Annotated in this window: 13 protein-coding genes; 4 read left to right on the top strand and 9 right to left on the bottom strand. The window is 71.7% G+C overall.

Annotated elements, in window-relative coordinates:
• Nucleotides 1-3 precede the first annotated feature (3 nt).
• Nucleotides 4-1,449 (top strand): MocR-like transcription factor YczR, encoded by a 1,446-nt coding sequence (yczR, locus tag ACAX67_RS08425; RefSeq protein WP_370703363.1) that lies wholly within the window; start codon nucleotides 4-6, stop codon nucleotides 1,447-1,449.
• A 6-nt stretch (nucleotides 1,450-1,455) separates the two neighbouring features.
• Here the strand turns inward: yczR and serA are convergent, their stop codons facing one another.
• From serA to ACAX67_RS08395, 6 genes are all read right to left on the bottom strand, one after another.
• Complete coding sequence (serA, locus tag ACAX67_RS08420; RefSeq protein WP_370703362.1) at nucleotides 1,456-3,045, bottom strand: phosphoglycerate dehydrogenase; 1,590 nt, start codon at nucleotides 3,043-3,045, stop codon at nucleotides 1,456-1,458.
• Nucleotides 3,046-3,168: 123 nt separating this feature from the next.
• The gene (efeB, locus tag ACAX67_RS08415) at nucleotides 3,169-4,398 is read right to left on the bottom strand and encodes an iron uptake transporter deferrochelatase/peroxidase subunit (RefSeq protein ID WP_370703361.1); all 1,230 of its coding nucleotides are present in this window, start codon (nucleotides 4,396-4,398) and stop codon (nucleotides 3,169-3,171) included.
• Nucleotides 4,395-5,612: an iron uptake system protein EfeO gene (gene efeO / locus ACAX67_RS08410; protein WP_370703360.1), complete on the bottom strand. Its 1,218-nt coding sequence runs from the start codon at nucleotides 5,610-5,612 to the stop codon at nucleotides 4,395-4,397. Before efeO ends, efeB begins: the two co-directional genes overlap by 4 nt.
• Nucleotides 5,593-6,876, bottom strand: a complete 1,284-nt coding sequence (gene efeU, locus ACAX67_RS08405; protein WP_370703359.1) for an iron uptake transporter permease EfeU — start codon at nucleotides 6,874-6,876, stop codon at nucleotides 5,593-5,595. The genes efeO and efeU overlap by 20 nt, the downstream gene beginning before the upstream one ends.
• 122 nt (nucleotides 6,877-6,998) lie before the next feature.
• Nucleotides 6,999-7,715 carry a DsbA family oxidoreductase gene (locus ACAX67_RS08400; RefSeq protein ID WP_370703358.1) on the bottom strand — a complete coding sequence of 239 codons (717 nt, stop codon included), beginning with the start codon at nucleotides 7,713-7,715 and terminating at the stop codon, nucleotides 6,999-7,001.
• 37 nt (nucleotides 7,716-7,752) lie between these two features.
• Complete coding sequence (locus ACAX67_RS08395) at nucleotides 7,753-8,184, bottom strand: hypothetical protein (RefSeq protein WP_370703357.1); 432 nt, start codon at nucleotides 8,182-8,184, stop codon at nucleotides 7,753-7,755.
• Between the two features lie 195 nt (nucleotides 8,185-8,379).
• Here ACAX67_RS08395 and ACAX67_RS08390 point away from each other — a divergent pair, with 195 nt between their 5' ends.
• The 3 genes from ACAX67_RS08390 (at nucleotide 8,380) to ACAX67_RS08380 (ending at nucleotide 10,443) form a co-directional block, all read left to right on the top strand.
• Entirely contained in the window at nucleotides 8,380-9,294 is a 915-nt protein-coding gene (locus ACAX67_RS08390) for an ABC transporter ATP-binding protein (protein WP_370703356.1), read from the top strand.
• Complete coding sequence (locus ACAX67_RS08385; RefSeq protein ID WP_370703355.1) at nucleotides 9,291-10,115, top strand: ABC transporter permease; 825 nt, start codon at nucleotides 9,291-9,293, stop codon at nucleotides 10,113-10,115. Before ACAX67_RS08390 ends, ACAX67_RS08385 begins: the two co-directional genes overlap by 4 nt.
• A gap of 154 nt (nucleotides 10,116-10,269) precedes the next feature.
• Complete coding sequence (locus ACAX67_RS08380) at nucleotides 10,270-10,443, top strand: hypothetical protein (protein ID WP_370703354.1); 174 nt, start codon at nucleotides 10,270-10,272, stop codon at nucleotides 10,441-10,443.
• Nucleotides 10,444-10,499: 56 nt separating this feature from the next.
• On the opposite strand, the gene ilvC is transcribed toward ACAX67_RS08380, so the two are convergent.
• The 3 genes from ilvC to ACAX67_RS08365 all read right to left on the bottom strand — a co-directional run bounded on the left by ilvC (nucleotide 10,500) and on the right by ACAX67_RS08365 (nucleotide 13,905).
• On the bottom strand, nucleotides 10,500-11,525 hold the full coding sequence (gene ilvC, locus ACAX67_RS08375; RefSeq protein ID WP_370703353.1) for a ketol-acid reductoisomerase: 1,026 nt from the start codon (nucleotides 11,523-11,525) through the stop codon (nucleotides 10,500-10,502).
• A 68-nt stretch (nucleotides 11,526-11,593) separates the two neighbouring features.
• Nucleotides 11,594-12,133, bottom strand: a complete 540-nt coding sequence (gene ilvN, locus ACAX67_RS08370; protein ID WP_370703352.1) for an acetolactate synthase small subunit — start codon at nucleotides 12,131-12,133, stop codon at nucleotides 11,594-11,596.
• Nucleotides 12,134-12,135: 2 nt separating this feature from the next.
• Nucleotides 12,136-13,905 (bottom strand): acetolactate synthase large subunit, encoded by a 1,770-nt coding sequence (locus ACAX67_RS08365; protein WP_370703351.1) that lies wholly within the window; start codon nucleotides 13,903-13,905, stop codon nucleotides 12,136-12,138.
• Between the last annotated feature and the right edge of the window lie 130 nt (nucleotides 13,906-14,035).

The raw sequence follows: 14,035 nt of genomic DNA, 5'->3' as shown, positions 1-14,035 counted from the left end.
TGCATGTCGCAGTCCATTTCCGCCACGCGTCTGGCCACCCTGGCGGGCGACTTCGCACGCTCCCCCGCGTACGTCGGCCTGGCCGACGCCCTGCGCGAGCTGATCGGTGACGGTCGGATCGGCTACGACACCCGGCTGCCCAGCGAGCGCGACCTCACCGCGGCCCTCGGGGTCTCCCGCACGACGGTGACGCGCGCCTACGCCGTGCTCCGCGAGTCCGGCTTCGCCGAGGCCCGGCACGGCTCCGGCACGTTCACCCGCCTGCCCGGTGGCCCCACCCGCGCCTACGACCGAGCCCTGTGGCCGACCGACGTGACCCCTGGCGTCATCGACCTGGTCTGTGCGGCCGCGACCGCCCCGCCGGGCATCGCGGCCGCCTACGCGGAGGCCGCCACCGAGCTCCCCGCCTACCTCGGCGGCCACGGCTACTACCCCGCGGGGCTCCCGGACCTGCAGGCGGTCATCGCGTCGTCGTACGACGAACGCGGCCTGCCCACCGTCCCCGAGCAGATCATCGTCACCGCCGGTGCCCTCGCCGCGTCCGCCGTCGTCGGCTGCGCCCTGGCCGGGCCGCGCGACCGGGTGCTGATGGAGTCACCGACCTACCCCAACGCGGTGCAGGCGCTGCGCACCGGCGGCGGCCGCCTCGTGTCGATCCCGCTCGACCCCGAGGGCTGGGACCTCGATGCCGTCGCGGGCGTGCTCGCCAAGCGCCGGCCGCGACTGGTCCACCTGATGCCCGACCACCACAACCCGACGGGCCTGGTGATGTCCGACGAGGAGCGGGCGACCTACGCACGCCTCCTCGCCCGCCACGACGGCATCGCCGTGGTCGACGAGGCCCACCACTCGCTGCGGCTGGACGGGGGTGCCGCCGAGCGGCCGTTCGCGTCGTACTCCCCCGACGCCGTCACCGTCGGCAGCGCCAGCAAGAGCGTGTGGGGCGGCCTGCGGCTGGGCTGGATCCGTGCGCCGCGCGGCCTGGTCGACAGGCTCACGCGCGCCCGGATCGGGCTCGACCTCGGCGCCCCCGTCTTCGAGCAGCTGGTGCTCACCAAGCTGCTGGCCGGCGACTTCGACGCCGTGCTCACCGCGCACCGCGACCGGCTCCGGCAGCAGCGCGACGCCCTGGTCGCGGCGATGGAGGCGCAGCTCCCCGACTGGACGTTCCGCCGGCCCAGCGGCGGGATGGCCCTGTGGTGCCGACTGCCCGCCACCGGCGCGACCGCCCTCGTCGACGAGGTCGAGCGACGCGGGGTGCTGATGGCACCGGGCCCGTCGTTCGCCCCCGAGGGCGGCCTCGACCGCTACCTGCGCTTCCCCTACACCGTGCCCGTCCCGCAGCTCGAGGAGGCGGTCACCCGCCTCGCCGAGGCCTGGGCCGTCGTCCGCTCCGGCACGACCACGCCGCCCGGACGTGAACGTCAGGGCGGCGTGCTGGTCGCGTGAACCGGCTCAGACGAGGTCGACCGCGCGGATCGAGGTCGCGGAGATGGCGCCCTCGATCTCGGTGAGCGCCTCGGCGGGGATCGCGGAGTCGACCGAGAGCGCGACGAGCGCCTGGCCGCCCTTGGCGTCGCGGGCGACCTGCATGCCCGCGATGTTGACGTTCGCGTCGCCGAGGATCTGGCCGACGGTGCCGACCATGCCCGGGCGGTCGTCGTAGGTGAAGAACGCCAGGTGGTCGGTCGGCTCGATGTCGATGTCGTAGCCGTTGACCTCGACCAGGCGCTCGCGCTGGTGGATGCCGACGAGGGTGCCGCTGACCGAGACCTGCGAGCCGTCGGCCAGGGTGCCGCGGAGGGTGATCAGGTTGCGGTGGTCGGTGCTCTCCGGGTCGGTGACGAGGCGTACGGCGACGCCCCGCTCGGCCGCGAGGAGCGGCGCGTTGACGTAGGACACCTGGTCCTCGACGACGCTGCTGAAGACGCCCTTGAGCGCGGCGAGCTCGAGCACCTTGACGTCGTGGTCGGCGATCTCGCCGCGGACCTCGACGTCGAGCTGCTGGGCGACCTCGCCGGCGACGCCGGTGAAGACCTGGCCGAGCTTCTCGGTGAGCGGGATGCCGGGTCGTACGTCCTCGGCGATCACGCCGCCCTGGACGTTGACCGCGTCGGGCACGAGCTCACCGGCGAGCGCGAGGCGCACGGACTTGGCGACCGCGATGCCGGCCTTCTCCTGGGCCTCGTCGGTCGAGGCGCCGAGGTGCGGGGTGGCGACGACGTTCTCCAGCTCGAAGAGCGGGCTGTCCGTGCACGGCTCCTTCGCGAACACGTCGAGACCCGCGGCCGCGATGCGGCCGGTCTTGAGGGCGTCGTAGAGCGCCTCCTCGTCGACGATGCCACCGCGCGCGGCGTTGACGAGCACCAGCGACGTCTTCGCCCTGGCCAGCGCGTCCGCGCCGATGAGGCCCACGGTCTCGGGGGTCTTGGGCAGGTGGACCGAGATGAAGTCGGCCTCGGCCATCAACGTGTCGAGGTCGACGAGGCGCACGCCCATCTGCGCGGCGCGGCCGGCCTGCACGTAGGGGTCGTAGGCGATGACGTTCATGCCGAAGGCGGCCAGGCGCTGCGCGACGAGCACGCCGATGCGGCCCAGGCCGACGATGCCGACGGTCTTCTCGAAGAGCTCGATGCCGCCGAACTTCGACCGCTTCCACTCCCCGTCCTTCAACGCCGCGTGGGCGGGCGAGACGTTGCGGGCCGCGGCCAGCATCAGCGCGACGGCGAGCTCGGCGGCGGAGACGATGTTGGAGGTCGGGGCGTTCACGACCATGACGCCGGCCTGGGTCGCGGCCTTGACGTCGACGTTGTCGAGGCCGACACCGGCCCGCGCGACGACCTTGAGCCGCTTGGCGGCAGCGAGCGCCTCGGCGTCGACCTTGGTCGCGGAGCGCACCAGGATCGCGTCGACGTCGGCGATCGCCGGCAGCAGCGCGGCACGGTCGGCGCCGTCGCACTGCCGGATCTCGAAGTCCGGGCCCAGGGCCTCGACGGTCGCGGGGCTGAGCTCTTCGGCGATGAGTACGACGGGACGGTCAGTCACAGCAGGGTGTCCTTCGCTGAGGATCGTGCGGGTGTGGGGTGCACGACGCTGTGCCGCTCCTCACGGTACCGGACCCGGGCCCGTGTGCCTGACTCGTGGACACCCACCGGGACGGCGCCGCGGTCAGCCGAACAGGGCCTCGCCGAGGTAGTGACCCCGACGTGGGGCGGGCGGGGCGACGAAGAGCGCGGACCCGATGTGCGAGATGTACTCGTTGAGCCGGTCGGACGTGCCAAGCCGGGTCTGCAGCTTGATGAAGCTCGCCGGGTCGTTGCAGAAGCCGACGAACAGCAGGCCGGCGTCGAGCTGGGCGAGCTCGTTGATGCCGTCGGTGTAGTTGTAGCCGCGCCGGAGGATCCGCGTGCCGCCGTTGTTCTCCGGGGCCGCGAGCGCCACGTGGGAGGTCGGCGGGATGACGGGCGCACCGTCCTTCGTGGCCGAGAAGTCGGGCTCGTCGTGCTCCACGCGGCCCGACAGCGGCGCGCCCTCGACCTTGGTCCGGCCGAACACCTGCTGCTGGTCGGCGACGTCGTCGGCGTCCCAGGTCTCGATGTTCATCTGGATCTTGCGGACGACCCAGTAGGTGCCTCCGGCCCACGCGGGGTCGTCGTCGATCCACACGTGCTCGTCGAGGTCGGCGGTCTCCTCGATGTTGCGGGTGCCGTCCTTGAACCCCATCAGGTTGCGCGGCGTCGACTGGCCGGCGCCGGCGGAGGCTCGACCGAACCCCATCACCGTCCAGCCGGTGTCGACCACGCCCTTCCCCATCCGGGCGAGGTCACGGATGGCGTGGTAGGCGACCTGCGGGTCGTCCGCGCAGGCCTGGAGCGCCAGGTCGCCGCCGGTCGTGCCCGGCCGGAGCTGGTCGCTCGGCAGCGCGGGCAGGTCCTCGAGCAGCTTCGGGCGCTTCGAGGCGAGCCCGAAGCGGTCGTCGAACAGTCCCGGGCCGAGCCCGAGCGTCACCGTGAGCGAGGCGGGCGCGAGGTCCAGCGCCTCCCCCGTGTCCGTGCCGACGGCGCCCGAGCGGACGGGCTCGACCTGACCCACCGGCTCGCCGGCCATCAGCTGGGCGATCGCCGCCGACCACCGCGCCAGGAGCACCTGGAGGTCGGCGGCGGAGACGCCGTCGACCATGTCGAAGGTCATGAAGATGCAGTGGCGCTGCGGTGGCGTGGCGATGCCGGCCTGGTGGTCGCCGGTGTAGAAGTCGTAGCTCCGCGTCAGGTCGACGGCGTCACGGGCGGCGGTGGTGTCGTCGCCGACGGCGTGGGCGGCGCCGAAGCCGGCCGCCGCGCCGAGGGCGAGACCGCCCCCGGCGCCGGCGAACAGGTTGCGTCGGGAGACCCGGGTCATGCAGTGGCCACCTTCTCCGCCAGCCCGGCCAGCGCCTCGGCGAGCGCCTGCACGCGGCGGCTCATCTCGGGAGCGTCGCTCTTGCGCAGCGCTGCCGTGTAGGGCCGGTAGCCGCCGAGCGCGCTCGGATCCTTGTAGCGCTCGAGGAGCTGGTTGACCTCGTCAAAGCGGTCGGAGATCGTCGCGACCCGGTCGGGGTCGATCTCCTGCAGGCCCGGGCGCAGTGCCTCGAACGCCTGCTCGGCACCCTCCACGTTGCCGGCGAAGTCGAGGATGTCGAGGTGGGAGAACTGCTCCTCCTCGCCGCTGATCTTCCCCGACTGGACCTCCTCCAGGAGGCCGGCGGCGCCGTTGGCGAGGTCCTCGGCGCGGAAGGTCAGGCCCTTCGCCACGTCGGCCAGTGCGGTCACGTTGGTGACGAGGTCGACGGCGTACTGCCGCGTCCGGTCGGTGATCCTCTGACGCCCGAAGAGGTCGCGCTCGACCGCGTGGAAGCCGCTCCAGCCCACGGCCGGGTCGAGGCTGGAGGCGCGCATGTCGATGAGGTAGTCGAGGTTGCCCGAGTTCTCCGTCGGGTCGGCGTCGGGCAGCAGGAAGCCCTCGATGTCGGACTCGACCTTCTCGTAGAAGGGGCGCGCCTCGGCGTAGGCCTGCTGCGCCGCGGCGAGGTCACCGGAGTCGACCGCGTCGCTCAGCGCCTGCACGCCGACGACCATGCCGTCCACCTGGGTCTGGACGTACGCCGCGTAGTCGGTCGCGCCGTCGGCCAGCAGCTTGGCCGGGCCGCCCGTCGGTGCCGGCGCGGCGTCACCGGTCACGGTGAAGGGGATCTTCTCCTCCACGGCCGAGGGGCAGTAGATCTCGTAGTCGCCGCCGCCGAGCGTGACGGTGAAGGTCACCTCGGGCAGGCCCGGGACGACGTTCTCCTTCTCGGCGACGATCCGCGCGCCCGACAGGAGCTCGACCTCGGTGATGCCGGGGGCGTCCTCGTTCGCGACCGTGAAGGTCACCGGGCCGGCGCCGACGCTGGTCGTGTCGACCTGGCACTCGTCGCCGTCGTCGCCGGAGACCGCGGTGATCGCCACCTGGGTCGCGCCGCCGGCACTGCCTTCGTCCTTCCCACCCTCGTTCGCGTCGTCGCCGCAGCCGGCGAGCGCGACCACGGCGAGGGCGGAGACGGAGAGGAGGGCGGCACTACGCCTGGGCTGCAACATGGTGACCTTTCGGGACGACCGGAGGAGGGGGGTCCGAGGGCGGAGCGCCCGCGGACCGGCGGCGCCGCGCGTACTGCCCGAGCAGACCTGCGGCCACGATGGTCAGGAAGGCCGGGAACCAGGCGCGCCACAGCGGCACGTCCCGACCCGGGTCGGTGGGAGCGGGAGCGGCGACCTGCACGGTGAAGGTCCGCGGGACCTGCAGGCCCCCGTCGCTGATCGTCAGGACGTACGACGTCCCGTGCTCGCGCCACACGGCGTCGTAGGGCCCCGGGGCGCTCTTCACGTCCAGTCCGACGGGCACCCGGTCGCCGGTGTAGGTGAGCAGGGTCGTGACGTCCACCTGGTCGGGCAGGTCGCGCGACGGCGTGCGGGCGGCCGGGACGAGCACCGCGAGCGCTACCGCGGCGACGCACAGCACACCGGCGCCGCCGACACGGAGGCGCTGCGCGAGCGACGGCCCGGGCACGAGCCGCGCCGGGAGATGGAGGAGGAGCAGCAGCGGCACCAGGTAGCAGGCCCAGGCCAGCAGCTCGACGAGGCGGGGATCGGCCGGCATGCCGAGGACGCCGGTGACGATCGCGGCACGCACCGACCCCGCGGGCGCCAACCAGGAGAGGTCCACCGTGGTGCCCTGGCCGACGTTGACCCAGCCGGCCTCGTGGGCGGTGCGGAACGCCGAGAGCACCAACCCGGCGGCGACGAGGACGAGGAAGACGCCGGTCCAGCTGAAGAACCGCCGCAGGTCGAGGCGCAGCCCGCCGGCGTAGATCGCCCCACCGAGGCCGATCGCCACGGCGATGCCGAGCACGGCGCCGCTCACGGCCGCGGGAGCGCTGGTGGCGTGCTCGAAGGTGGCCAGCAGGAAGACCGAGGTCTCGAATCCCTCCCGCACGACCGCGAGGAAGGCCATCACCGCCAGGGCGGTCGTCGTGCCCGACGCGATCGCGTCGGCCGCGGCGGTCTCGAGGTCGGACTTGAGGTGCCGCGCGTGGGTGCGCATCCACAGCACCATGCCGGTGACGAAGACGACGGCGACCACCCCGATCACCGTCTCCAGCCCCTCCTGCTGGGCCTGCGGGAGGCTCCGCTCGAGGAGGTCGAGCGCCACGCCGACCGCGATGCTGACCAGCACCCCCGCGCCGACGCCCGCCCACATGCCGCGCAGCGAGGCCCCGTTGCGGCGCAGGAAGGTCGCGATGATCGACACGATCAGGGCAGCCTCGAGCCCCTCACGGAGACCGATGACGAAGGTGGGAAGCACGGCGGGTTTCATTCCGGGTCGACGACACAGCAGGACAAGTTAGGTCTGCCATACTAAGGGCAGCCTTGCCTGTTGTTCGAACCCGGGTCCAGGTCGTAGGACGACCCGTCACCTGCAACCGGTCAGACGGCGCAACCGTCCGGACCGCACGCCTCCGCGCCAGCCGCGCCCGGGACGGCCTGGAGCACCCGGTGCGACTCGGCCCACGCCTGGTCGAGCAGCCGTGCGAACAGCTCGGCGGGCTGGGCGCCCGAGACGCCGTACTTCTCGTCGACGACGAAGAAGGGAACCCCGTTGGCGCCGTACGCCCGGGCCTGCGCCACGTCCGCGATCACGGCGTCGCCGTACTCCTCCCCCGCGAGCACCTCGTCGACGCGGCCCGCGTCGAGGCCGGCGCCCAGCGCCACCTCGCGCAGGACGGTGTGGTCCGCGACGTTGGCGGCCTCGCCGAAGTAGGCGTGCAGCAGGGCGTCCTTGAGCCTCGACTGCTGCGCAGGGCCGCCCTCGGCGAGAGCCAGGTGCAGCAGCCGGTGCGCATCGGCCGTGCCGACGTGCGGCGAGTCCGCGTGCCGGCTCCAGTCCATGCCCTCCTCGGCGGCGACGGCGATGACCGCCTCCTGCTTCGCCGCGGCGTCCTCGAGAGCGAGGCCGTACTTGCGCGACAGGTTCTCCCGCGCGGTCCGCACGGGCTCCGCTGGGGCATCCGGGTCGAGCTGGAACGAGTGGTAGACCACCTCGACCTCGTCGCGGTGGGGGAAGGCGGCCAGGGCCTGCTCGAGGCGTCGCTTCCCGATGGAGCACCAGGGGCAGACGACGTCGGACCAGATGTCGATACGCACGACCCGTCCAACGCCGCCTGCCCGCGTGGTGTTCCCGTCAGCAGCGGCCGATGTCGTCGACGGCGAGCTCGCCGCCGCCGCCTGCCTGGTCGCCGTACTCCGTCATCATCAGCGCCCAGGTGGCGCCCCTCGGCATGGTGAACGAACCCACGCCGGAGACGTCGCCCTTGTGGACCCAACCGCTGTCCCAGTCGCGCGTCGTCGGCTCGCCGTTGCGCGTGGCGGTCAGGGTGGCCCGGACCCGCCGCGCGTCGGCCTGACGAGCGTCGAGGCGGTTGTAGATCTTCCAGGCGGTCCCGTCGTTGGCCGGGACCTTGCAGGCCTGCTGCTTGGCGTTGAGGACGGCCTCGATCTTCGTCCAGTCCTTGCCGGCGGCGCGAGGGGCTGCGGTCGCCGAGACGGCGCTGGCGGGTGCGACGAGGGCGGCAGCCACGAAGGCGCCCACCGCCATCCGGGTGAGCAGTTTCATGGATGCCGTTCTGTTGGTCGTCGGCCACGGTGGCCGACGCTCTTTACCTTACGGTCGCCCGGAGCAGCGCGTCGGCGAACCCGCGAACCGACCCCGGTCCGGGTCCACCCTGACCCGTTCCCAGGGTCGGGTCAGGGGCTCTTCCGGGGGTCTGCCCGACGCGCGCGGGGCCTCCGGGGCGCGAGGCTCTGCTCCATGATCACCATCGACTCCCTGACCAAGAAGTACGGCGGCTTCACCGCCGTCGACGAGGTGTCCTTCACCGCACAGCCCGGTCGGGTGACCGGGTTCCTCGGTCCCAACGGCGCCGGCAAGTCCACGACCATGCGCGTGATGGTCGGCCTCACCGAGCCGACCTCCGGGCACGTCCACGTGCTCGGGCGGCCGTTCGCCGCACTGCCCAACCCGGGCCGCGAGGTCGGGGTGCTCCTCGACGCGTCCGCCCAGCACGCCGGGCGCACCGGCCGGGAGATCCTCGCGATCGCGGCCCACACCATGGGCCTGCCGAAGGCGCGGGTCGACGAGATGGTCCACCGCGTCAGCCTCACCGACGAGGAGGCCGGGCGCCGCGTCCGCAACTACTCGCTCGGGATGCGCCAGCGGCTCGGCATCGCGACCGCGCTGCTCGGCGACCCCGAGGTGCTGATCCTCGACGAGCCCGCCAACGGTCTCGACCCGGCGGGCATCCGCTGGATGCGCGACCTGCTGCGTGAGTTCGCCGACCAGGGCGGGACCGTCCTCCTCTCCAGCCACCTGCTGCACGAGATCGAGGTCATCGCCGACGACATCGTCGTGATCGGCAACGGCCGGATCGTCGCGGGCGGCACCAAGCAGGAGCTGCTCGCCTCGACCGGCACCCTCGCCCGCGCCATCGACCCGGCCGTGCTCGCCCGCGCGCTCGAGGCGGCCGGCATGGTCACCTCCGTCGCCGACGGCGCGGTCTTCACCGACGCCGACCTCGCGTCGGTCGGCCGGACGGCCTTCGCCGCCGGCATCCCCCTCACCGAGCTCCGGACGGCCGATGGCGCCGGACTGGAGGAGATGTTCCTCGAGCTGACCGCCGAGAGTCAGCGCGACGCCCACACCTACACCGAAGGAGCCGCGGCATGAGCACCGCGACCGTGACCCCGACCCCCGCCGCCACCGCGGTGGGAGGCACCGCCCGCGAGCGGGCCGTGCCCGCACCGATCCCGTTCACCCGCATCCTCAGCGTCGAGGCGCGGAAGATGTTCGACACCCGCTCGGGCTTCTGGTTGATGGCCGGCATCGTGATCGCCGCCGTCATCGCCACCGCGCTGACGATCATCCTCGGCGACCGGTCCGACCTGACCTTCGACTCCTTCGCCGCGGCCGTCGGCATCCCGATGTCGGTGCTGCTGCCGATCATCGGCGTCCTCGCCGTCACCAGCGAGTGGAGCCAGCGCAACGCGCTGACCACCTTCACCCTGGTGCCGAGCCGCAGCCGCGTCATCGCGGCCAAGCTGACCAACACCCTGATCATCGGCGCCGTGTCCATGGTGATCGCTCTCGGGGTCGGCGCGCTCGGCAACCTGGTCGTCGCAGGCACCCAGGGCTTCGACGCGGTCTGGGACATCCCGGGCTGGCAGTTCGCGCAGATCGTGCTCGCCAACGAGCTCGGCATGCTGCTCGGCTTCGTGCTCGGACTTCTCTTCCGCAGCTCCCCCGCCGCGATCGTCGGCTACTTCGTCCTCGACTTCGTCCTGCCGAACCTGTCCGAGGCGCTGGCGAGCGTGCAGCACTGGTGGGCCGACAACGCCGCCTGGTTCGACTTCAACCAGACCCGCTTCCTGCTGTTCGACACCTCGCTGAGCGGCCAGGAGTGGCTGCAGCTGGGCCTCACGACGGCGATCTGGATCGCGCTGCCGCTCCTGATCGGTCTGCGCCTGGTGCTGCGTTCCGAGGTCAAGTAGCCCGCGACCGCGCCCATCCGTGCCGTAGCCCCTGCGATCCACGTCGTCTGGTCCTTTCGGACCAGACGACGTGGATCAACGCTCGATGTGCCGGAGGTTTCCCTCCGCGAGAGTGGGGTACAGGATCCACAAGACGAAACGAGGAGTCCCCCCGATGCTCGCGACCGTTCCCACCTTCCCGGCGACCCGCCCCGGCGTCCGCCGCGACGCCCGGCCCACGTCAGGTGAGGCGCTGGCGACGTGGACGGCCATCGTGCTCGTGCTCCTCGCGTTCTGGTACGGCGTCGGCGTGGGTGTTGCCGCTCTGTGGGGCCACTTCGCCGCCTGACCTCGAAAAACACACCGACCCGTCGCCTACGCGACGGGTCGGTGTGCGTTCGGGGGTCAGCGCGCGGCCGAGCCCTCCGTGTAGTCCGCGTCCTGCTGCTTCCAGGCGAAGTGCGAGCGCAGCAGCTTGCCGGTCGCCTCGATTGGGTGGGCGGCCTCCTGCTCGCGCAGCGAGAGGAACTCCTTCCCGCCGTTGTCCTGGTCGCCGATGAACCGCTCGGCGAAGGACCCGTCGCGGATGTCGGAGAGGATGCCCTCCATCGACTTCTTCACGTCCGCGCCGATGACCCGGGGACCGGAGACGTAGTCGCCGTACTCCGCGGTGTCGGAGACCGACCACCGCTGCTTGGCGATGCCGCCCTCCCACATGAGGTCGACGATGAGCTTGAGCTCGTGGAGCACCTCGAAGTAGGCGATCTCCGGCTGGTAGCCGGCCTCGGTCAGCACCTCGAAGCCCGCCTGGACCAGGTGGGAGACGCCACCGCAGAGGACGGCCTGCTCACCGAACAGGTCCGTCTCGGTCTCCTCGGTGAAGGTGGTCTTGATGACGCCGGCGCGGGTGCCGCCGATCGCCTTCGCGTAGGACTTGGCGAGGTCCCACGCGGTGCCCGAGGCGTCCTGCTCCACGGCGATGATGTCCGGGATGCCGCGCCCGGCGACGTACTCGCGCCGCACCGTGTGGCCCGGAGCCTTCGGCGCGACCATGATCACGTCGACGCCCTCGGGGGCCTTGATGTAGCCGAAGCGCACGTTGAAGCCGTGGCCGAACACCAGGGTGTCGCCGGCGGCGATGTGCGGGGCGATCTCCTCGGCGTAGATGGTGCGCTGGTACTGGTCGGGGGCGAGGATGACGATGACGTCGGCCTCCTCCACGGCCTCGGCGACGGGGAGCACCTTGAGGCCCTGCTCCTCCGCCTTCGCGGTGCTCGGTGAGCCCGGCCGCAGGCCGACGCGGACGTCGACACCGGAGTCGCGCAGGTTCAGCGCGTGCGCGTGGCCCTGGCTGCCGTAGCCGATGACCGCCACGTTCTTGCCCTGGATGAGCGAGAGGTCGGCGTCGTCGTCGTAGTAGATCTCAGCCACTGGGGGCTTCTCCTTCTTGTTGGTGGTTGAGGTCCGAGTGCTGCGAGCCTCGGACCTCGTGGGGTCTGTCAGGCGTTGGCCGCGGGCGGCACGGGTACGGCGATCGGCTTGCCGCGCTCGGAGATCGACCGGGGTCCTCGGCCGATGGCGATGGCACCGGACTGCACGAGCTCACGGATGCCGAAGGGCTCCACGACGCGGAGGAAGTCGGCGATCTTGCCTGTGTTGCCGATCGCCTGGATGGTGATCGCGTCGACGGCGACGTCGACCACCTTCGCGCGGAAGAGGGCGACCGCGTCGAGCACCTGCCCGCGGGTCTCCGGTGTGGCGCCGACCTTGACGAGCACCAGCTCGCGCTGGACGGCCGCGGCGCCGTCGAGCTCGACGATCTTGATGACCTCGACCAGCTTGTTGAGCTGCTTGGTCACCTGCTCCAGCGGGCTGCCCTCGACGTTGACGACGATGGTCATCCGCGAGATCTCGGGGTGCTCGGTCGGGCCGACCGCGAGGGACTCGATGTTGAAGCCGCGGCGGCTGAAGAGTGCCGAGATGCGCGCCAGGACGCCGGGCTTGTTCTCGACGAGGACCGACAGGGTGTGGTTGGCCATGACTAGAGCTCATCCTCGTCGAACTGGGGAGCCAGGTCCCGCGCGTACTTGATGTCGTCGTTGCTGGTGCCGGCGGCGACCATGGGCCACACCATCGCGTCGCGGTGGACGCGGAAGTCGACCACCACGGGGACGTCGTTGATCTCCATCGCCTTCTGGATGGTCGCGTCGACGTCGTCGGGCGACTCGCACGACAGGCCCACGCAGCCGTAGGCGTCGGCCAGCTTCACGAAGTCGGGGATCCGCTTCGAGTGCAGGTCCGTGTTGGAGTAGCGGGAGTTGTAGAACAGCGTCTGCCACTGCCGCACCATGCCGAGCGACTCGTTGTTGATGATCGCGACCTTGATCGGGATGTCGTTGATCGCGCAGGTGGCGAGCTCCTGGTTGGTCATCTGGAAGCAACCGTCGCCGTCCACCGCCCACACGACCGAGTCGGGCATCGCGACCTTCGCGCCCATCGCCGCGGGCACCGAGAAGCCCATGGTGCCGAGGCCACCGGAGTTGATCCACGTGTTGGGGCGCTCGTAGGAGACGAAGTGCGCCGCCCACATCTGGTGCTGGCCGACACCGGCGGTGACGATCGTCTCGGGACCGGAGATCGCGCCGAGCCGCTCCAGGACGTACTGCGGCGCGAGGCCGCCGTCGGCCGGCTTGTCGTAGCCCACCGGGTACTTCGCCTTCACGCCGGACAGGAACTGCACCCAGCCCTCGTAGTCACCGGTGTGACCGGCGTCGGCCTCGGTGCGCAGGGTGGTGATCAGGTCGATGAGCACCTCGCGCACGTCGCCCACGATGGGGACGTCGGCGTGGCGGTTCTTGCCGATCTCGGCGGGGTCGATGTCGGCGTGGATCACCTTGGCGCCGGGCGCGAACGAGTCGAGGGCACCGGTGACCCGATCGTCGAAGCGCGCGCCGAGGCTGATGATCAGGTCGCTCTTCTGCAGGCCGGCCACCGCGGCGACGGTGCCGTGCATGCCGGGCATGCCGAGGTGCTGCGGGTGGCTGTCGGGGAACGCCCCGCGCGCCATCAGCGTGGTGACCACCGGCATGCCGGTCAGCTCGGCGAGGGTCAGCAGCTCCTTGGAGGCGCCGGAGCGGATGGTGCCGCCGCCGACGTACAGCACCGGACGGCGCGACTCGAGGATCAGCTTCGAGGCCTCGCGGATCTGCTTGGCGTGCGGCCGGGTCACGGGGCGATAACCGGGGAGGTGGATCTCGGTCGGCCAGTCGAAGGTCGTGGCGGCCTGCAGCGCGGACTTCGCGACGTCGACCAGGACCGGACCGGGGCGACCGGTCGAGGCGATGTGGAAGGCCTCGGCGACGGTGCGCGGGATCTCGGCGGGGTCGGTGACGAGGAAGTTGTGCTTGGTGATCGGCATCGTGATGCCGCGGATGTCGGCCTCCTGGAAGGCGTCGGTGCCGATCATCGAGGCGCCGACCTGGCCGGTGACGGCCACCATCGGCACCGAGTCCATGTGGGCGTCGGCCAGCGGGGTGACCAGGTTGGTCGCACCCGGTCCCGACGTCGCCATGCAGACGCCGACCCGGCCCGACGCGGCGGCGTAGCCCTGTGCTGCGTGGCCCGCACCCTGCTCGTGACGCACCAGGATGTGGCGGATGGGGCTGTCCATCAGCGGGTCGTAGGCGGGCAGGATCGCGCCGCCGGGGATGCCGAAGATGTCGGTCACGCCCGCGGCCTCCAGAGACCTCACCAGGCTCTCGGCACCGGTGACGGTGCCGCTCCCCGCCCCACCCTGCTGCTGCTCACTCATCCGACTGGTTCCTTCACTTCTCGTGCTCGCCGTACTCAACAAAAAACCCCTCGGTTGCGAGGCAACGAGGGGCGGACGCGCAGGGCTGGGTCAGCCGGCGCGTCCGGTGCGTACGAGAATCAGGTCCTGG

The sequence above is a fragment of the Nocardioides candidus genome (assembly GCF_041321175.1).
Lineage (GTDB): Bacteria > Actinomycetota > Actinomycetes > Propionibacteriales > Nocardioidaceae > Nocardioides.
Note: the sequence above shows the minus strand (reverse complement) of the source record. Positions and strands in the feature narration are given on the sequence as shown.

Coding starts and splice junctions, on each gene's coding strand:
- yczR (WP_370703363.1), top strand. CDS start 4: ATGTCGCAGTCCATTTCCGCCACGCGTCTGGCCACCCTGGCGGGCGAC.
- efeB (WP_370703361.1), bottom strand. CDS start 4,398: ATGACCCGGGTCTCCCGACGCAACCTGTTCGCCGGCGCCGGGGGCGGT.
- efeO (WP_370703360.1), bottom strand. CDS start 5,612: ATGTTGCAGCCCAGGCGTAGTGCCGCCCTCCTCTCCGTCTCCGCCCTC.
- ACAX67_RS08395 (WP_370703357.1), bottom strand. CDS start 8,184: ATGAAACTGCTCACCCGGATGGCGGTGGGCGCCTTCGTGGCTGCCGCC.
- ACAX67_RS08390 (WP_370703356.1), top strand. CDS start 8,380: ATGATCACCATCGACTCCCTGACCAAGAAGTACGGCGGCTTCACCGCC.
- ACAX67_RS08385 (WP_370703355.1), top strand. CDS start 9,291: ATGAGCACCGCGACCGTGACCCCGACCCCCGCCGCCACCGCGGTGGGA.
- ACAX67_RS08380 (WP_370703354.1), top strand. CDS start 10,270: ATGCTCGCGACCGTTCCCACCTTCCCGGCGACCCGCCCCGGCGTCCGC.
- ilvN (WP_370703352.1), bottom strand. CDS start 12,133: ATGGCCAACCACACCCTGTCGGTCCTCGTCGAGAACAAGCCCGGCGTC.
- ACAX67_RS08365 (WP_370703351.1), bottom strand. CDS start 13,905: ATGAGTGAGCAGCAGCAGGGTGGGGCGGGGAGCGGCACCGTCACCGGT.